This window comes from Pseudonocardia ailaonensis (assembly GCF_039531635.1).
GTDB classification, from domain to species: Bacteria; Actinomycetota; Actinomycetes; order Mycobacteriales; family Pseudonocardiaceae; genus Pseudonocardia; species Pseudonocardia ailaonensis.
On the sequence record NZ_BAAAQK010000032.1, the window covers coordinates 1 to 17,789 of the forward strand.

General features: G+C 73.4%; 17 protein-coding genes. 8 read left to right on the forward strand and 9 right to left on the reverse strand.

All coding sequences use genetic code 11. The annotated features are described in order from the left end of the window. Positions 1–532: aminotransferase class IV (locus tag ABD324_RS35820; RefSeq protein ID WP_344423739.1), on the forward strand; the 532-nt coding region annotated here is incomplete at its 5' end. Positions 533–553: 21 nt separating this feature from the next. Here the strand turns inward: ABD324_RS35820 and ABD324_RS35825 are convergent. The 4 genes from ABD324_RS35825 to ABD324_RS35840 form a co-directional block, all read right to left on the reverse strand. Continuing rightward, complete coding sequence (locus ABD324_RS35825; protein ID WP_344427928.1) at positions 554–1,291, reverse strand: adenosylcobinamide-GDP ribazoletransferase; 738 nt, start codon at positions 1,289–1,291, stop codon at positions 554–556. A 202-nt stretch (positions 1,292–1,493) separates the two neighbouring features. Then, positions 1,494–2,558: a nicotinate-nucleotide--dimethylbenzimidazole phosphoribosyltransferase gene (locus tag ABD324_RS35830; protein WP_344427933.1), complete on the reverse strand. Its 1,065-nt coding sequence runs from the start codon at positions 2,556–2,558 to the stop codon at positions 1,494–1,496. Beyond that, positions 2,555–3,184, reverse strand: coding sequence for a bifunctional adenosylcobinamide kinase/adenosylcobinamide-phosphate guanylyltransferase (locus ABD324_RS35835; protein WP_344428116.1), 630 nt, complete (start codon positions 3,182–3,184; stop codon positions 2,555–2,557). The genes ABD324_RS35830 and ABD324_RS35835 overlap by 4 nt, the downstream gene beginning before the upstream one ends. Beyond that, positions 3,103–3,687 carry a DUF3043 domain-containing protein gene (locus tag ABD324_RS35840; protein WP_344427936.1) on the reverse strand — a complete coding sequence of 195 codons (585 nt, stop codon included), beginning with the start codon at positions 3,685–3,687 and terminating at the stop codon, positions 3,103–3,105. The genes ABD324_RS35835 and ABD324_RS35840 overlap by 82 nt, the downstream gene beginning before the upstream one ends. A 79-nt stretch (positions 3,688–3,766) precedes the next feature. On the opposite strand from ABD324_RS35840, the gene ABD324_RS35845 reads away from it, so the two are divergent. From ABD324_RS35845 to ABD324_RS35855, 3 genes are all read left to right on the forward strand, one after another. Further along, on the forward strand, positions 3,767–4,879 hold the full coding sequence (locus ABD324_RS35845) for a glycerate kinase family protein (RefSeq protein ID WP_344427938.1): 1,113 nt from the start codon (positions 3,767–3,769) through the stop codon (positions 4,877–4,879). Between the two features lie 118 nt (positions 4,880–4,997). Then, a complete protein-coding gene (locus ABD324_RS35850; RefSeq protein ID WP_344427940.1) occupies positions 4,998–5,366 on the forward strand; it encodes a HesB/IscA family protein in 369 nt (122 codons plus the stop codon). A 125-nt stretch (positions 5,367–5,491) separates the two neighbouring features. Beyond that, entirely contained in the window at positions 5,492–6,427 is a 936-nt protein-coding gene (locus tag ABD324_RS35855) for a carbohydrate kinase family protein (RefSeq protein ID WP_344428119.1), read from the forward strand. Between the two features lie 157 nt (positions 6,428–6,584). On the opposite strand, the gene asnB is transcribed toward ABD324_RS35855, so the two are convergent. Then, positions 6,585–8,519: an asparagine synthase (glutamine-hydrolyzing) gene (asnB, locus tag ABD324_RS35860; protein WP_344427942.1), complete on the reverse strand. Its 1,935-nt coding sequence runs from the start codon at positions 8,517–8,519 to the stop codon at positions 6,585–6,587. Between the two features lie 340 nt (positions 8,520–8,859). Between asnB and ctaC the strand changes: the two genes are divergently transcribed. Together ctaC and ABD324_RS35870 are read left to right on the forward strand one after the other, a co-directional pair. Beyond that, complete coding sequence (gene ctaC, locus ABD324_RS35865) at positions 8,860–9,822, forward strand: aa3-type cytochrome oxidase subunit II (RefSeq protein ID WP_425565979.1); 963 nt, start codon at positions 8,860–8,862, stop codon at positions 9,820–9,822. A gap of 13 nt (positions 9,823–9,835) precedes the next feature. Then, complete coding sequence (locus ABD324_RS35870) at positions 9,836–10,234, forward strand: cytochrome c oxidase subunit 4 (protein ID WP_344427944.1); 399 nt, start codon at positions 9,836–9,838, stop codon at positions 10,232–10,234. A 234-nt stretch (positions 10,235–10,468) separates the two neighbouring features. Here ABD324_RS35870 and ABD324_RS35875 read toward each other — a convergent pair whose 3' ends face one another. From ABD324_RS35875 to ABD324_RS35885, 3 genes are all read right to left on the reverse strand, one after another. After that, complete coding sequence (locus ABD324_RS35875; protein WP_344427947.1) at positions 10,469–11,626, reverse strand: acyl-CoA dehydrogenase family protein; 1,158 nt, start codon at positions 11,624–11,626, stop codon at positions 10,469–10,471. A gap of 135 nt (positions 11,627–11,761) precedes the next feature. Beyond that, positions 11,762–12,469 carry an O-methyltransferase gene (locus ABD324_RS35880; RefSeq protein ID WP_344427950.1) on the reverse strand — a complete coding sequence of 236 codons (708 nt, stop codon included), beginning with the start codon at positions 12,467–12,469 and terminating at the stop codon, positions 11,762–11,764. 44 nt (positions 12,470–12,513) lie between these two features. Beyond that, positions 12,514–13,518: a DNA-3-methyladenine glycosylase family protein gene (locus ABD324_RS35885; protein WP_344427953.1), complete on the reverse strand. Its 1,005-nt coding sequence runs from the start codon at positions 13,516–13,518 to the stop codon at positions 12,514–12,516. A 49-nt stretch (positions 13,519–13,567) separates the two neighbouring features. Between ABD324_RS35885 and ABD324_RS35890 the strand changes: the two genes are divergently transcribed. Then, on the forward strand, positions 13,568–15,295 hold the full coding sequence (locus ABD324_RS35890; RefSeq protein ID WP_344427956.1) for an N-acyl-D-amino-acid deacylase family protein: 1,728 nt from the start codon (positions 13,568–13,570) through the stop codon (positions 15,293–15,295). A gap of 115 nt (positions 15,296–15,410) precedes the next feature. Here ABD324_RS35890 and ABD324_RS35895 read toward each other — a convergent pair whose 3' ends face one another. Beyond that, on the reverse strand, positions 15,411–15,992 hold the full coding sequence (locus ABD324_RS35895) for a TetR/AcrR family transcriptional regulator (protein WP_344427959.1): 582 nt from the start codon (positions 15,990–15,992) through the stop codon (positions 15,411–15,413). A gap of 140 nt (positions 15,993–16,132) precedes the next feature. Between ABD324_RS35895 and ABD324_RS35900 the strand changes: the two genes are divergently transcribed. Continuing rightward, positions 16,133–17,740 (forward strand): MDR family MFS transporter, encoded by a 1,608-nt coding sequence (locus ABD324_RS35900; protein WP_344427962.1) that lies wholly within the window; start codon positions 16,133–16,135, stop codon positions 17,738–17,740. Positions 17,741–17,789: the final 49 nt, after the last annotated feature.

Consider the following 17,789-nt stretch of genomic DNA (forward strand, 5'->3'; position numbering starts at 1 on the left):
CACCCGCGCCGCGGTCGGCGGGACCGGGACCGCGAAGTGCGGCGGGAACTACGCGGCGTCGCTGCTGCCGCAGGCCCAGGCGGCCGAGCACGGGTGCGCGCAGGTCGCCTATCTCGACGCGGCGGAGAAGAAGTGGATCGAGGAGATGGGGGGCATGAACATGTTCTTCGTCCTCGGTGGGACCGAGCTGCTCACCCCTGAGCTGTCCGGGAGCATCCTCGAGGGTGTCACCCGGCACTCGCTGCTGGTGCTGGGCAAGGAGATCGGCTGCCAGGTCAGTGAGCGCCGGATCTCCGCCGAGGAGTGGATCACCGGCTGCGCGGACGGCAGTATCACCGAGGTGTTCGCCTGCGGCACCGCGGCGGTGATCACCCCGATCGGCAGCGTGAAGTACGCCCACGGCGACACGGTCGAGCAGGTCCGGGTCGCCGACGGTGAGCCCGGCCCCATCACCACCCGCCTGCGTGAGCTGCTCACCGATATCCAACGCGGCACCGGCCACGACTCCCACGGCTGGATGACCACCCTCTGAGCACCGCCCGCCGGGCGGGCGTCAGGCCGCTGCCGCGAGCACCAGGAGCACCGCGGCCGTTCCCAGCTCGGACGCGGCGCCCAGGACGTCCCCGGACATCCCGCCGAACCGGCGGGCGGTGTGGGCGGACAGCCCGATCGTCAGCAGCGCGGCGAGGGCGACGGCGCCCGGACCCCACCAGCCGGCGAGTGCGTAGCCCGCGGCCGCCAGTACCACCCACCACAGCACCGGCACCCACGGCGGCTGCGACCCGGCGACCTGCGCGCCCAGCCCTCCCGGCCGGGCGGCGGGCACTCCGTGCCGGGCGACCCAGGTGAACCCCGCGCGCCCGGTGGCCGCCGCGACCGCCGCGGCGGCGACGGCGTGCCAGCCGCCCAGCGCTCCCAGCGAACCGGCCTGGACGCCGAGCACGACCAGCAGCGTCACCACCGCGAACGGCCCGGCGCCACCGTCCTTCATCACGGCGAGCGCCCGCTCCGGCGGGCCGTAGCAGCCCAGCCCGTCGGCCGTGTCGGCCAGCCCGTCGACGTGCATCCCGCGGGTTGCGAGGGCCAGGAACCCGACGGCGAGCAGGCCCGCGACCAGCGCCGGGACGCCCACCGTGCTCAGCCCCCACACCAGGAGCCCGGCGCCCGCCCCGAGGCCGGCGCCGACCGGCGGGGCCCAGCGCAGCGCCCCGGCGGCCTGCCCCTCGGCCGGGGCCCCGGCCCGGACCGGCAGCACGGTCAGCCAGCTCAGGGCCAGCGCCAGCGACCTCACCGACGGCCCCGCATCCCGACTGCCGCACACGTGCGGAACGGGGGTTCCCGACTCGCGGCGGACCCCACCCCGGCTCGCGACCCACACCGCGACTCGCGGGGAACCACGCCCCGACTCGCGGCGGGTCGGCTCCCGACTCGCGCGGGGCCACGCCCCGACTCGGGCGGCGGCTGGTTCGGGGGCCCGGCGCGGCGGGGCCTGCTCATCCCGTGACGGCGCGGATCGGGAGGATCCCGCTCGCCTCCGCGGTGGCGGTGTCCCCGAGCAGCCGGGCGGCGGACTGCAGCAGCGGCAGGACGGCGACGGCGCCGGTCCCGTCCCCGTGCCGGACCTGCAGGTCCAGCACCGGGACCAGCTGCAGGTGCTGCAGCACGAGGGTCATCGCGGGCTCGGGGGAGTGCTGCGCCGCGAGCCACCACTGGTGCGCGCCGGGGACCAGCTCGTCGGCGAGCAGCGCGGCGGCGCCGACCACCAGGCCGTCGAGCAGCACGGGGGTGCGGCGCAGCGCGGCCTGCAGCAGGAAGCCGGTGAGCACGGCGAGATCCGCGCCGCCGACGATCCGCAGCAGCGCCCGCGGGTCACGGCGGTCGTCGCGGGTCCGCCGCAGCGCGTCCCGGATCGCGGCGGCCTTGCGCATCCACGCGTCGTCCCCGATGCCCGATCCGCGGCCCACGACGGCGACCGGCTCGGCCCCCGTCACGGCCGCGACCAGCGTCGACGCCACCGTCGTCGCCCCGACCCCGAGCGAGGACGGCACCAGCAGGTCCGCGCCCGAGTCGACCTCCTCGTCCGCCAGCGCGCGCCCGATCCGCAGCCCGGCCTCGACCTCGGCCTCGGTGAGGGCGTCCTCGCGGTCGATCCGGCCGCTCCCGCGGCGCACCCGGAACCGTTCCTGACCGGGCAGGACGGACTCCCGGTCGAGCCCGGCGTCGACCACCCGGACCGAGGCCCCCGCGACGGTGGCCACGATCGCGACCGGCGCGGACTGCTCGAGCGTGGCGGCGACCTGCTTCGCCGTGACCTCCGCCGGGTAGGCGGAGACGCGGGCCGCGGCGATCCCGTGGTCGGCCGCGACCACGACGACCCGGGCCCGCGCGGGCGGGCGCGGCGGGCAGGCGCCCTGCACGGAGGCCAGCCAGAGCCCCAGGTCGGCCAGCACGCCGAGGCCGCCCGCGGGGACGGCGAGCGCGGCGTACCGGGCCACGGCCTCGCGCCGCGCCTCCAGGTCGGGCACGGGGACGGCGGGGAAGGCGGGGGTCTCGCTCACCCGCTCTTCCTACCGTCCGGCTGCTTCAGTACCAGCGGCAGGCCCGCCACCACCAGGACCACCTCGTCGCACACCGCGGCGAGGGCCGCGTTGAGGGCGCCGAGCTCGTCGCGGAACAGCCGGCCCGACCGCGACTCCGGGACGATCCCCAGCCCCACCTCGGCGGACACCAGCACGCACGACTCCGCGGCCGCGACCGCCGCGACCAGGGCGGCGACCGACGCGCCGACCGCGGGCGACGGCCCCTCCCACGCCCCGGCGTCGTCCATCACGCCGGTGAGCCAGGTGGCGAGGTCGTCGACCAGCAGCGGGCCGGGGCGGGCGAGCTCGGCGACCAGGTCGGGCTCCTCGACCGTCACCCAGGCCGGCGGGCGGCGGGCGACGTGCCGGGCGATCCGCGCGTCCCACTCGGTGTCACCCGGGTACCGACGGGCGGTGGCCGCGTACCGGACCGGCGCGGCGGCGGGCAGCAGGTCCTCCGCGTACGCGGACTTGCCGGAGCGGGTCCCGCCGAGGACCAGCCGTCTCGGGCCGTTCGGCGTGCTCAGACAGGGGCCCCGATCTGCACCTTCGGCTTGGGCACGCGCAGCTTCCGGATCTGGCTGGCCCGCGTGAACGTGTACCAGCCGAGGCCCAGCCCGCTGATCCGCTCCTCGGGGAACTTGGCGCGCGCCGCCCGGGTGGTCCGCATCCCGAGCAGCACACCCTCGCCGACCATCACCGCCAGCACGACGAGGCTGAACAGGCTCAGGTACTGCTGGATCGACGGGATCGGCAGCAGCACCGAGATCAGCACGATCACCGCGAGCGGCATGAACAGGCCCATGAGGTGCCGCTTGGAGTCCACGACGTCCCGCACGTAGGCCTTGACCGGCCCGCGGTCGCGGGGCAGCAGCACCCGGTCGTCGCCGGCGTCCATCCGGGCGCGGCGGTCGGCGGCCTGGGCGCGCCGCACGTCCTTGCTCGGCCGGTTCTCCTTGGCCAGGCGGGAGGCCTCGCGCTGGGTCTTCGGCGGGGGCGGCGCCGGGCCGCGGCGGACGGTCTGCGCGTCCCGCCGCTTGGGCGTCGGCTTGCCCTTGCCCTGCGTCCAGCGCGGATCGAGCGGCTTGCGCTCGTCCTGCTCCGACACAGCGGTGTCCTCTGGCGTGTTGTCGGCGCGGCGCAGGAACCTCACAGGTCGACAGCCTACGGGCGTTACCGTGCGCGGTGTGCGCGTGGTCATCGCTCCGGACTCCTTCGGCGGAACACTGAGTGCGACGGCGGCGGCCGACGCCATCGCGGAGGGCTGGCTGCGGGCCCGTCCGGACGCCGTGATCAGCCGCCTCCCGCTGGCCGACGGCGGCACCGGCTTCGTCGACGTCCTGCACGCCGGGCTGGGCGGGATCCTGCACGAACCGCAGGTCACGGGCCCGTTCGGCGAGCCGGTGCGGGCGCCGTGGCTGCAGGTGGGGGAGCGCGCCTACCTCGAGTCCGCCGCCGCGTGCGGGCTGCACCATGTGCCCCGCGCCCGGCGCACGCCGGACACCGCGCGCACCGTCACGACCCGCGGCGTCGGTGAACTGCTGCGCGCCGCCCGCGAGGCCGGCTGCACGGAGGCCGTGATCGGCCTCGGCGGCTCCGCGACCACGGACGGCGGCGCGGGCCTGCTCGCCGCGCTCGGCGCCGTCCCCGTCGACGCCACCGGCACCCCGTTGCCCGACGGCGGCGCGGCACTGGCCGGGTGCGCCCGGTTCGAGGGCGTCCCCGACGTGGGGATGGCGCTGGTCGCGGCCTCGGACGTCGACAACCCGCTGCTGGGCCCGCACGGGGCCGCCGCCGTCTTCGGGCCGCAGAAGGGCGCCGACCCGGCCACGGTCGAGGAGTTGGACGCCGCGCTGGCCGTGTTCGCGGACGTCCTCGCGACCCTCGGCCGCGACGTCCGCGACGAGGCCGCCGCGGGGGCCGCCGGGGGGCTCGGTGCGGCGCTGCTGGCGCTCGGTGCGCGGGTCGAGTCCGGTGCGGGGCTGGTCCGCGGCCTGCTCGGGCTCGACGCCGCGCTCGACGCGGCCGACGTCGCCGTCACCGGGGAGGGCAGCTTCGACTGGCAGTCCCTGCGCGGGAAGCTGATCACGGCGGTGGCGTCGGGGGCGGCCGAGCGGGGCGTCCCGTGCGTCGTGCTCGCCGGGCAGGTGACGGTCGGGCGGCGCGAGGCCGCGGCCGCCGGGGTCGACGCCGCCTACTCGGTCTCCGAGCACGCCGGGGGCGTCGAGGCCTCGATGGCCGATCCGGCGGGCACCCTCGCGGCGCTCGCCGCGGAGGTCGCGGGCCGGTGGGGTCGCTGATCGGTGGCGGGTGATCCGCCTCACCCGACCCGGCCACACCCGACCCGGACGCGGGAAGGGCCTACTATGGGTCGCGGAACCGGGAACAGTTCCGTCTCGTGCGCTGTTGGAGGAGTTCATGACCGTCGAGAACACCGTCGAGGCCGGCGTCTCCCAGGAGACCCACGGCGTCGAGCTGACCGACACCGCCGCCGTCAAGGCCCGCACCCTGCTCGAGCAGGAGGGTCGGGACGACATGCACCTGCGCATCGCCGTCCAGCCCGGTGGCTGCGCGGGCCTGCGCTACCAGCTCTTCTTCGACGACCGCTCGCTCGACGGCGACCTCTTCCGGGACTTCTCCGGCCTCAAGGTCGGCGTGGACCGGATGAGCGCGCCGTACCTGCAGGGCGCGGTGATCGACTTCGTCGACACCATCGAGAAGCAGGGGTTCACGATCGACAACCCCAACGCGGGCGGCTCCTGCGCCTGTGGTGACAGCTTCAACTGAGTCACACGCTGCGTCGTACGTCACGGAGGCCCTCGTTCACGCGAACGGGGGCTTTCGTCGTTCCTGACGTAAGGTCTCCCGACGTGCGCATCGCCGTGACCGGATCCATCGCCACCGACCACCTCATGCACTTCCCGGGGAAGTTCGCGGACCAGCTGGTCGCGGACCAGCTCGACCGGATCTCGCTGAGCTTCCTGGTCGACGAGCTGACCATCAAGCGCGGCGGGGTCGCGGGCAACGTGGCCTATGCGCTGGGCATGCTCGGCCAGGCCCCCGTGCTGGTGGGCGCGGTGGGCGCGGACTTCGCCGACTACCGCTCCTGGCTCGACCGCCACGGCGTGGACACCTCGGGCGTGCACGTCTGCGAGGACGTCCACACCGCCCGCTTCGTGTGCACCACGGACGACGACATGCGCCAGATCGCGTCGTTCTACACCGGCGCCATGGCCCGCGCCCGGGAGATCGAGCTGTCCCCGGTCGCCGAGCGCGTCGGCGGGCTGGACCTCGTGCTGATCGGTGCCAACGACCCCGAGGGCATGGTCCGCCACACCGAGGAGTGCCGGGCGCGGGGCTACGCCTTCGCTGCGGACCCGTCGCAGCAGCTGGCCCGCATGGAGGGCCCGGAGATCCGTTCGCTCGTCGAGGGCGCGGCGTACCTGTTCACGAACGACTACGAGTGGGAGCTGCTGCTCCGCAAGACCGGCTGGACGGCCGAGCAGGTCTCCGAGAAGGTCGAGATCCGGATCACCACCCTGGGCGAGAAGGGCGTGCAGATCGTCGGGCGGGACGGCATCGCGCTCGAGGTCGGCGTGGTGCCGGAGACCGCGAAGGTCGACCCGACGGGCGTCGGCGACGCCTTCCGCGCGGGCTTCCTCGCCGGCACCGCCCAGGGCCTGTCCCTGGAGCGCGCCGCACAGCTCGGCTCGCTCGTCGCGGTCCTCGTCCTGGAGACCGACGGCCCGCAGGAGTGGCGCTGGGACCGCGACACCGCCCTGACCCGCCTCGCGGGCGCCTACGGCCCCGAGGCCGCCGCGGAGATCGCCCCCGCCCTCCCCGCCTGACCCGACCTCGCCCCGCGAGTCGGCGCGCGGGCGGAGCCCGCCATCGGACAGAGCCGGTAGGCCGAGACACACGCTGACGACGCGTCGTCAGCGTGTGTCTCAGGCTCCCGAAAGTGCCGACTCGCGGGCGCCCGGGCGGACGCGCTCGCGAGCGTTGCTACAGGCGGACGGGGTAGGCCGGCTCGGGGATCTCCGGGGTGATCCGGCGCTCCACGAAGATGCCGTACCAGATCAGGAAGACCAGCAGCGTCCAGATCCGGCGGCTGTGGTCGACCGGACCGGAGCGGTGCGCGTCGAGCATCCGCTGGACGGCGGGCAGGTCGACCAGGTGCCCCGCGCCGGAGTCCCGGATGATCGCGCGCGCCCAGTCGTACATCTCGTCGCGCAGCCAGTGCCGGATCGGCACCGGGAAGCCGAGCTTGCGGCGGTTGAGCACGTGGGCCGGGACGATGTCGCGCAGCGCGCCGCGCAGCGCGTACTTCGTGGTCCCGTTCGAGCCGCTGGTGATCTTCTGGGCGAGCGGCAGCGCCGAGGCGATCCGGAAGACCTCCGGGTCGAGGAACGGCACCCGCAGCTCCAGCGAGTTGGCCATGGTCATCTTGTCGGCCTTGACCAGGATGTCGCCGCGCAGCCACGTGAACAGGTCCACGTGCTGCATCCGCGCCACCGGGTCCCACTTCTCGGACTCCGCGTAGTGCCCGGAGGTGACGTCCGTGTGCGAGACGCGGGGATCGTACTGCCGCAGGATCTCGTGCAGCTGGTCGTCCCGGAAGATGCGGGCGTTGCCGTAGTAGCGCTGCTCGAGCCCGAGCGAGCCGCGGCGCAGCAGGTCCTTGCCCCGCATGCCCTCGGGGAGCCGGCGGGAGGCCCGGCCGAGGAGCGGGCGCAGCGAGCCCGGCACCTTCTCGAACGGCGCCAGCGACAGCGGCTCGCGGTAGATCGTGTAGCCGCCGAACAGCTCGTCGGCCCCCTCGCCGGACAGCACGACCTTGACGTGCTGGCGGGCCTCGCGGGCGATGAACCACAGCGGGACGAGTGCGGGATCGGCCACCGGGTCGTCGAGGTACCAGACGATCAGGGGCAGGGCCTCCATCATCTCGTCCGGCTTCACCGTGCGGACGACGTGCCGCACGCCGATCGCCGCGGCGGACTCGGCCGCGACGTCGACCTCGGAGTAGCCCTCGCGCTCGAACCCGGTGGTGAAGGTGATCAGGTCCGGGTTGTGCTCCTTGGCCAGCGCCGCGATCGCCGTGGAGTCGATGCCGCCGGAGAGGAACGCGCCGACGGTGACGTCCGCGCGCATGTGCTTGGCCACGGAGTCCCGCAGCACCTCGGTGATCTCGCCGTGCACGATCCGCTCGGCCTCGGCGCTGGCCGGGGCGTGGCTGGGCAGCGACAGGAACTGCGGGGTGAAGTAGCGGTACGCGATCGGCTTCTCGCCCGGGCGGACCGTGACGTAGGTCCCCGACTCGATGCGCCCGATCGCGCGGTGCAGCGTCTGGGGCTCCGGGACGTACTGCAGGATCAGGTAGTGCTGCAGGGCGGCCGGGTCGAGCTCGTCCGAACCGGCGATGCCCAGCTCGGGGGCCAGCTCCAGCAGGCTCTTCTTCTCGCTGGCGAACGCCACGCCGGTCGGCCCGGTCGCGAGGAACATCGGCTTGATGCCGAACGGGTCCCGCGCGACGAAGAGCAGCCTCTCCTCGGCGTCCCAGATCGCGAAGGCGAACATGCCGCGCAGCCGGGAGACGGCGTCGGCGCCCCAGTGGTGGTACGCCGCGACGACGGCCTCGGTGTCGCCCTCGGTGGCGAACTCCGCGCCCAGCTCCGCGAGCTCCTCGCGCAGCTCGAGGTAGTTGTAGATCTCGCCGTTGAAGACGATCGTGTACCGCTCGCCCTGGTAGTGCAGCGGCTGGTGCGAGTTGTCGACGTCGATGATCGACAGCCGGTTGAAGCCCAGCACCACGTCGTCGTCGTTCCAGGTGCCGCTCTCGTCCGGCCCGCGGTGCCGCTGGCAGCGCAGGGCGGCCGCGATCGGCCCGGTCCGGTCGGCCGCGTCGGCCCCGGCGGTCAGCAGTCCCAGGAGTCCGCACACAGCGAGTCAGTATGCCGAGGCCGTGCGGGCAACCCCCGGACGGGTACGGGGAGTGTTCCGCGCGACCCCGGGGGCGCGACGGGCCGATCTGCTCGGCTAGTCTCTACACGTGGTCGAAGGTCCGTCCCGTCCCGAACGTGTGGACCGGGCACCCGAACCCGGGTCTTTCCCAGGAAAGACGCAGGTCAGAACGTGTGAACGGCGTGGCGACACCACCACGCGGACGAGGGGAAGGCGGCGGGCAGTGGGCCGATCGGAGCGCGCCGAAGGCGGAGCTCGCGTAGCCGACCGTGGAGACGGGGGCGGAGCTCGCGCGGCCGGCGCCGGACACGGCAGGACCGTGCAGGGCCGGTCCCGTCGCACCGGATACGTCCGGGCGGCCAAGGTCGCCGCGCTCGGGCTGCTGGCGATGCCGCTGCTCGCGGGTTGCTCGGTGCAGGAGGTCATCCGGTTCGGCTGGCCCGAGGGCGTCACGCCCGAGGCCACCCAGATGCGCCACCTGTGGACCTGGTCGGCCATCGCCGCCCTCGTCGTGGGCGTGATCACATGGGGCGCGATGTTCTGGGCGGTGGCCTTCCACCGCAAGAAGAAGGGCGACGACGAGTCCGTCCCGCGCCAGACGCAGTACAACCTGCCCGTCGAGATCGTCTTCACCGTGGTGCCGACGATCATCGTCGCGGTCCTCTTCGGCTTCACGGTCGCGGTGCAGCAGTACGTCGACAAGGACGTGCCGGCCGCGATGAAGGTCGACGTCACGGGCTTCCAGTGGAACTGGAAGTTCCAGTACCCGGACGACGTCGCGGCCAACGGCAAGCCCGTCGAGACGATCGGCACGTCCAACACGATCCCGCTGCTCGTGCTCCCCACGAACACGTCGATCCAGTTCACGATCTCGTCCAACGACGTGATCCACAGCTTCTACGTGCCGGAGTTCCTCTTCAAGCGGGACGTCTTCCCGATGCCGGAGAAGAACGACACGGACAACGTCTTCGTCATCGACCGCATCGAGTCCGAAGGCGCGTTCGTCGGGCGCTGCGCGGAGCTCTGCGGCACCTACCACGCGTCGATGAACTTCGAGGTCAGGGCCCTGAACCCGGACCTGTACAACCGGTACATGGCGCTGCGCAAGCAGAACAACCCCGCGACGGGTGTGCCGTACAGCGCCCAGGAGGCGCTGACCCAGCTCAACTGCGGTCAGTGGTGCGCCCCCGAGGCGGTCACGACGTACCCGTTCACCGACCGAGGCCAGCGCGCCGAGGCCGCCCAGACCGTCGACGCGGGCAATCCCGCCGTCGGGAACTGAGGGAGGAGCACCGATGAAGGTCGAGTCCCGGATCTTCGAGATCCTCACGGCGTTCTTCTTCGTCGCGGCGATCGCCTACACGTTCCTCACCCACGAGTCGGTGGGCATCGCCGCACTGTTCCTGGTCGGCGGCCTCTCGCTGATCATCGGCACGTACTTCCGGTTCGTGTCGCGGCGGCTCGAGGAGCGGCCCGAGGACAACCCGGACGCCGAGGTGTCCGACGGCGCGGGCGAGGTCGGCTTCTTCTCGCCCGGCTCCTACTGGCCGCTGGGCGTGGCGTTCTGCGCCGCGATCCTGGGCGTCGCCCTGGCCTTCTTCTTCTGGTGGCTGATCGTGATCGGCGGCGTGCTGCTGATCATCGCGATCGGCGGGCTGGTCTTCGAGTACCACATCCGCCCGGCCAGCCACTGACCCATGCGTTCCCGGAAGCCCGCGCCCTCAGGGCGCGGGCTTCCGCGCGTTTGGGCACGCTTTCGCCCTCGAACAGTGCGTTATGGCTCCATAACGCAGGTTCTGCACCCCGGAAATGTGCGTTATGGCTCCATAACGCAGGTTCTGCACCCCGGAAATGTGCGTTATGGCTCCATAACGCAGGTTCTGCACGCCGAAACGTGCGTTATGGCTCCATAGCGCACGTTTCGGGGTTCAGTCGCGGGCGGCCGGGCCCAGGGCGTCCCGGGCGACGATGACCTGCTGGATCTGGCTGGTGCCCTCGTAGATCCGGAAGAGCCGGACGTCCCGGTACAGCCGCTCGACGGTGACGCCGCGCATGTAGCCCGCGCCGCCGTGCACCTGGACCGCCCGGTCCGCCACCCGCCCGACCATCTCGGAGCAGAAGTACTTCGCGGCCGACGGCCCGGCGATCCGGTCGCTGCCGTCGTCGAACGACCGGGCGGCGTCGAGCACCATCGCCCGCCCGGCCCGGTACTCGGTGACGGAGTCCGCGACCAGGCCCTGGATCAGCTGGAACCGGGCGATCGGCCGCCCGCCCTGCTCCCGGGTCTTCGCGAACTCCACGGTCTCGTGCACGAGCCGGGCCGCGATCCCGACGCACAGCGCCGCGATGTGCAGCCGACCGTGCGCCAGGCACTTGGCCGCGATCCGGAAGCCCTGGTCCACGCCCTCCTCGCCGCCGATGACCGCATCCGCCGGGACCCGCACGCCGTCGAGCACCACGTCCGCGGTCCACGCGCCGTGCTGGCCCATCTTCTTGTCCTTCGGCCCGACCGACAGCCCGGGGGTGTCGCGGGGGACGAGGAAGGCGGAGATCCCACGGGAACCCGTCGCCGCCGGATCGGACCGGGCGAAGACCATGATCACGTCCGCGACCGGGGAGTTGGTGATGTAGCGCTTGGCGCCGTCGAGGACCCAGCCGTCGCCGTCCCGCCGCGCCGCGGTGCGCAGCGACGACGGGTCCGATCCCGCGTCCGCCTCGGTGAGCCCGAACGACGCCGTGACCTCCCCGGACGCCAGCCGCGGCAGCCAGGCCTTCTTCTGCTCCTCGGTGCCGCCCTCGAGCAGCACGTGCCCGGCGATCCCGTTGTTGGTGCCGAACAGCGAGCGCAGCGCCGGGCTGGTCCAGCCCAGCTCGATGGCCAGCTGCACCTCCTCGACCATGTCCAGGCCGAGGCCGCCGTACTGCTCGGGGATGGCGAAGCCGTAGAGCCCCATCGCCTTGCACTGCGCGACGACAGACTCCGGGATGGCGTCCTGCTCCTCGATCTGCTCCTCGAGCGGGACCACCTCGGCGCGCAGGAACTCCCGGACGGACTCCAGCACGTGCCTCAGGTCGTCGGCCTCCACCGCAGCTCCTCTCACCGTCCCGGGCCCGGACGCTAGCCGATCACCGGGCCGGACGCCCTCGCACCGCACCGACCCGTGCAGCCCGAACCCGTGCAGCCCGAACAGCGGGGCCACGCCGCTCGTCAGGCCACCCCCTCACCGCACCACCCCGATCAGGAACCCGTCGTACCCCTTGTGGCCCACCGTCTGCAGGGCCGTGGCGTCGAGCCGGTCCTCCTTCTCCAGCGCGGCGAACATCCGCCGGGTCCCCTCCACCCGCGGATCGTCCGAGGGCCGGGCCACCCGGCCGTCGCGGACCACGTTGTCCACCACGACGACCGTGCCGGGCCGCCCGAGCCGGATCGCGTGCTCGACGTAGGCCGCGTTGTTCTCCTTGTCCGCGTCGACGAAGACCAGGTCGAACGGGCCCTCCAGGGAGGGCAGCGTGTCCAGCGCGGCGCCGACCCGGATCTCGACGAGCCCCCCGACGCCCGCCCGGTCCACGTTCGCCCGCGCGACCTCGGCGTGCTTCGGCGAGTACTCGCAGGTCACCACACCGCTGTCCGCCACGCCGTCGTTCACACGGCCGCCGTTCACGCCGCCGTCGTCCACACTGCCGCCGGCCGGCAGCGCCCGGGCGAGGCAGATCGTGGAGTACCCGCCGAGGGTCCCGATCTCGAGGATCCGGCGGGCACCCGCGATCCGGGCGAGCAGCGTCAGGTAGCGGCCCAGGGTGGGGGAGACGTCGATCGGGGGCAGGCCGGCCTCCGCGTTCGCCGCCAGCACGGCGTCGAGCACGGGATCGGTGGGCAGCAGGGAGGCGGCCAGGTAGTCGTCGACCTCGGCCCAGGTGCTCTCGCTCATGCACCCAGCCTGCTCCCCGCCGGCCCCCGCCGCCACGGGGATGGTCAGCTGATGAGCGCCAACGGTTCCTGGGCCGGCCCGCGCCGCGGCGCCCGCCCCGGCGGTCCCGCGTCGGGAAGATCCGCCAGCTCGGGAAGCCGCCGCCCCGCCGCCCGGACCAGCACCGCCGTCCACGTCCGGTACGGCCGCCAGGCCTCCGCGATCTCCGCGAGCTGCCGGGGAGCGGCCGGCCCGCCCAGCCCGTAGGCGGCCCCGACCAGCGCCGCGAGCCGCGGTTCGCCGTCGACCAGCACGTCCTGCACCCCCGACGCCCGCAGGTGCACCAACCCCGCCGCGAACGCGCCGATCCCCGGGACCGTCCGCAGCCGCGCCTCGACCTCGGCGGGCTCGCCCTCCCGGATCGCGACGGGATCGAAGACCCCCTCGGTGGCCGCGCGGGCCACGGCCCGCAGCCGCTCCTGCTTGACCTCGGGCAGCCCCGACAGCCGCTCCGCGGCCAGCAACGCCTCCGGTGTGGGCGCCGCGGCGACCGGCTCGCCGTCCACCTCGATCACCCGGCCGAGCTCCCGCGCCAGGCGCTCCCGCGCGCGCAGGGCCTGCCCGCGCCCCCAGCGCTGGGAGATCACGCACCACAGCGCGCCCTCGTACGGGCTGTGGAAGAGCACGGGACGGAGCCCCGGTGCGGCCGCCTGCAGGCGGCCGACCAGCGGATCCCGCTCCCCGACGGCGGCGAACCCCTCGCCGTCGCCGTCGAGGGACAGGATCCGGGCCACCTGGTCGCGGACGGGGCCCACATCGGCCCCCGGATCGAGCCCGCTCACCTCGCCGTGGACCACCCCCCGGGCGTCCTGGGTGACGGCCACACCGGCCTGGCCCCGCAGGTCGTCGGTGCAGAACGCCAGCCGCAGCACCCCGCCGGTGAAGGCGTGGGCGCCCGGCCAGTCGCCCGAGGGCTCGGCCCCGTGCCCGAAGGACCCGGCCTCGGCCAGGGAGAAGGCGCCCGTCGGCGTGATCGAGAAGGAGGAGGTCGTGCGCTGATCGGTGGTCATGGGCGCAGCATGCCTTCCCCCACCGACAGTTTCCGGGCTATGAAGAGGGATGCCCGAATTCGACCTGGTCATCCGTGGCGGCACCGTCCACGACGGAACCGGCGCCCCACCCCGTACCGCGGACGTCGCCGTCATCGGGGACACGATCGCCGAGGTCGGGCGCGTGTCCGGCCGTGGCCGCCGGGAGATCACCGCGGACGGTGCGGTCGTCGCGCCCGGTTTCGTCGACATCCACACCCACTACGACGGCCAGGCGACCTGGACGTCCCGGCTGCAGCCGTCCTCCTGGCACGGGGTCACCACGGTGGTCGCGGGGAACTGCGGGGTGGGCTTCGCGCCGGCGCTCCCCGAGCACCGTGACCGGCTGATCGACCTGATGGAGGGGGTCGAGGACATTCCCGGCGTCGCCCTGCACGAGGGCCTTCCGTGGACCTGGCGGACGTTCCCCGAGTACCTCGACGTGCTCGACGCCCGGCCCTACGACGTCGACCTCGCGGTCCAGGTCCCGCACGCCGCGCTGCGCGTGCACGCGATGGGGGAGCGTGCCGCCGCCCACGAGGAGGCGACGGCCGACGAGATCGCCCAGATGGCGAAGCTCGTCGCGGAGGCGGTCCGGGCGGGTGCGCTGGGCTTCTCGACCTCCCGCACGCTGAACCACAAGTCGATCGACGGCGAGCTCACCCCGTCCTACGGCCTTGCGGCGGACGAGCTCGTGGCCATCGCCCGGGCCGTCGGGGAGACCGGGACCGGGGTGCTGCAGCTGGTCAGCGACTTCTCCGATCCCGAGCAGGAGTTCGGGCTGCTCCGCGAGATGGCGATCGCCTCGGGCCGTCCGCTCTCGTTCTCGCTCCTGCAGTTCCCGCCCTTCCCCGACCGGCACCGCACGCTGCTGCGGCTCCTCGAGCAGGCGTGTGCGGACGGTCTGGAGATCCGCGGCCAGGTCGCGGCCCGGGCCGTCGGGCTCATCCTGGGGCTGGGGAACACCCTCCACCCGTTCATGCGCAACCCCGTCTGGCGTCGCCTCGCGGACCTGACGCCGGCCGAGAAGGCGGCGCGGATGCGCGAGCCGGGGCTGCGCGCCGAGATCCTGGCCGCGCAGACCGAGGAGGCCGAGCTCGGCCGGCTCGGCGGCAAGCTGATCCACATGTACCACCTGATGTACGAGCTCACCGACCCCCCGCAGTACGAGCCGGCGCCCGAGACGTCGATCGTGAACCGCGCTGCCGCCGAGGGACGCGAGGCGGTGGAGCTCGCCTACGACATCCTCGCGGGGGGCGGGATGCTCTACGCCATCGTGACCAACTACACCGACGGCAACCTCGACGCGGTCGGCGAGATGCTGCGCCACCCGCACACGATCCCGGGCCTGTCGGACGGGGGCGCGCACGTCGGCTCGATCTGCGACGTCAGCTTCCCGACCACCCTGCTCGAGTACTGGACGCGTGACCGCGCGGGGGAGCGCCTCGACCTGGAGTACGTGATCCAGCAGCAGGCCAGGGACACCGCGCGGGCGGTCGGGCTGGGGGACCGGGGCGTCCTCGAACCGGGCTACCGGGCCGATCTCAACGTGATCGACATGGCCGCCTTGCGCCTGCGCCGCCCGGAGAACCACGCCGACCTGCCCGCCGGCGGCAGTCGGCTGCTGCAGCGGGCCGAGGGCTACCGGCACACGATCGTGGCCGGTCAGGAGACCTACGCCGACGGCGAGGCGACCGACGCCCTGCCCGGCCGCCTGGTCCGCGGCGCCCGGAAGGGCCCGGGTCGCCACGGTTCGTGAGGACGGTCGCCCTCGCGATGACCGACCCCCGGCGGTCGGGGTCGGCGTGACGGGGACGGAGGGTGTCGGGGACCGGTCGTGACGGTCGGCTCCGCCGAGGGGGCGGAGCCGACCCTCATCGAGCCAGGTCGCGGGCGACCTCGAGGGCGGCGGTGCGGCGTTCCTCGGGGGTGGCGACGAGCGGGTCCCCGTGGCTGCCGGCGAAGGCGCCCATGTGCAGGGCGACCAGGGCGAGGCGGCTGCGCAGCTGTTCGGCGACCGTCGCGTCCGGCGGGGTGAGCAGCCGGGACAGGGCGCCGAAGCGCTCCCGCATCTGCGCGCCCGCGGCCAGGTCCTTGAGCGAGGCCTGCCCCTCCTGCACGAACCGGATCAGGTTGTCCGCGGAACCCCCGGTGAGGAGCTCCTGGTAGCGGCCCAGGATCCGGGCCCGCAGGTCGGGGCCGGGATCCTGCGTGCCCGCCCACTCGATCAGCTCGTCGAGCCCCGCGACCAGCTCGTCGAAGAGCGTCGCGAGGATCTCTTCCTTGGTCTTGAAGTGGTAGTAGACCGCGGCCTTCGTGATGCCGAGGCGCTCGGCGATCTCCCGCAGCGAGGTCTTGTCGTACCCCTGCTCGGCGAACAGCTCGAGCGCGACCTGCCTGATCTGCCCGCGCGTGTCGGTGCGCCGCTCGTCGGTCCGGACATCACCTGCCGTCATGGCGTCACCTTCTCATCTCCCGGCCGGGACCCCCGGCGATCGTGACCCATCTTACTTGTCGACCGGCTAGCGAGTCGTGCTAGCCTGTCGGCAAGTAACTTACCAGCCGCCCGACTAGTGCGGGGGAAACGGAGACGGGGATGACGGAGACGACCGGACGGCACCGCGCAGCGGTGTCGACCACGACACCGATCACGCAGGGGGAGCAGGCGGTGCTCGACACGCTCGAGGAGCCGCGCCAGCGCACCCCCCGCGAGATCTACACGATCATGGGCGGGCTGATGCTCGCCATGCTGCTCGCGATGCTGGACAACCTGATCGTCGGCACCGCGATGCCGACGATCGTCGGCGAGCTCGGCGGCCTGGCCCATCTGTCCTGGGTGGTCACGGCCTACGCGCTGGCCACGGCGGTCGCCACGCCGATCTGGGCCAAGCTCGGTGACCTGTGGGGCCGCAAGGGCGTGTTCATGGCGTCCATCGTGATCTTCCTGATCGGCTCGGCGATGTCGGGGCTCGCGCAGAACATGGGTGAGCTGATCGGCTTCCGGGCCATCCAGGGCATCGGCGCCGGCGGCCTGATGGTCGGCGCCATGGCGATCATCGGCGACATCGTCCCGCCGCGCGACCGGGGCCGCTACCAGGGCCTCATGGCCGCGGTCATGCCGATCGCGTTCATCGGCGGCCCGCTGCTCGGCGGCTTCCTCACCGACAACCTGAGCTGGCGCTGGGCCTTCTACATCAACATCCCGCTGGGCATCCTGGCGCTCGTCGTCATCTGGTTCACGATGAAGCTCCCGGCCGTGCGCCGGCAGGCGAAGATCGACTGGCGGGGCGCGGGCCTGCTGGCCGTCGCGATCTCCTCGCTCACCCTGTTCACGAGCTGGGGCGGCACCGAGTACGCGTGGGCCTCGTGGCAGATCGTCGGGCTGGGCGTGCTGGCCGTCGTCGCGACCGTCCTGTTCATCCGGTCGCAGCGCACGGTGGCCGAGCCGATCCTCCCGCTGGGGCTGTTCCGCTCGCGGAACTTCACCGCGGCGATCGCGCTGACCTTCCTCACCGGCTTCGCGTTGTTCGGCGCCGTCACGTTCCTGCCGCAGTACCAGCAGATCGTGCAGGGCGCCTCGGCCACCAGCTCGGGCCTGCTGCTGCTCCCGCTGATGGGCGGCATGCTGGTCACCTCGTTGCTCGGCGGCCAGCTGGTGACGCGCACGGGCCGGTTCCGCGTGCTGCTGATCGTCGGCTCGTTCTTCATGGCGGCCGGGCTCGGCCTGCTCTCGACGATGGGCCTGGGCACCACCCAGCTGACCAGCGGCCTGTTCATGGTGGTCCTGGGCATCGGCATGGGCTTCCTGATGCAGACGACGATGCTGGTGGTCCAGAACAGCGTCGGGCGCAAGGACATGGGCGCGGCCAGCGGTGCCGCCACCCTGTTCCGGACGATCGGTGGCTCGCTCGGCGTCTCGCTGCTCGGCACGCTCTACACCGCCCGGCTGACCTCCTCGCTCACCGACCGGCTCGGTGCCACGGGCGGCGGCCAGGTGACCGGCGGTCAGCTCACCCCGGCCATGCTGTCGCAGCTGCCGGCGCCGGTCCGGGAGGCCTTCCAGGCCGCCGTGACGAGCGGTGTGCAGACCGCCTTCCTCTGGGCGGCCGTGGTCGCGGTGGTCGCGATCGTCGCGGCCTTCGTGATCCAGCAGGTCGCGCTGCGCAGCGCGGCCGACACCCCCAAGGAGCCCGTCGCCGCGTGATCTCCTGACCCCCCCGTCAGCGAGGGCGGAACCCGTTCGGGTTCCGCCC

Excerpts from the sequence above, each read along its gene's own strand:
- ABD324_RS35890 (WP_344427956.1), top strand. The coding sequence starts at position 13,568 with ATGCCCGAATTCGACCTGGTCATCCGTGGCGGCACCGTCCACGACGGA.
- ABD324_RS35900 (WP_344427962.1), top strand. The coding sequence starts at position 16,133 with ATGACGGAGACGACCGGACGGCACCGCGCAGCGGTGTCGACCACGACA.
- ABD324_RS35895 (WP_344427959.1), bottom strand. The coding sequence starts at position 15,992 with ATGACGGCAGGTGATGTCCGGACCGACGAGCGGCGCACCGACACGCGC.
- ABD324_RS35850 (WP_344427940.1), top strand. The coding sequence starts at position 4,998 with ATGACCGTCGAGAACACCGTCGAGGCCGGCGTCTCCCAGGAGACCCAC.
- ABD324_RS35870 (WP_344427944.1), top strand. The coding sequence starts at position 9,836 with ATGAAGGTCGAGTCCCGGATCTTCGAGATCCTCACGGCGTTCTTCTTC.
- ABD324_RS35855 (WP_344428119.1), top strand. The coding sequence starts at position 5,492 with ATGCACTTCCCGGGGAAGTTCGCGGACCAGCTGGTCGCGGACCAGCTC.
- ABD324_RS35885 (WP_344427953.1), bottom strand. The coding sequence starts at position 13,518 with ATGACCACCGATCAGCGCACGACCTCCTCCTTCTCGATCACGCCGACG.
- ABD324_RS35880 (WP_344427950.1), bottom strand. The coding sequence starts at position 12,469 with ATGAGCGAGAGCACCTGGGCCGAGGTCGACGACTACCTGGCCGCCTCC.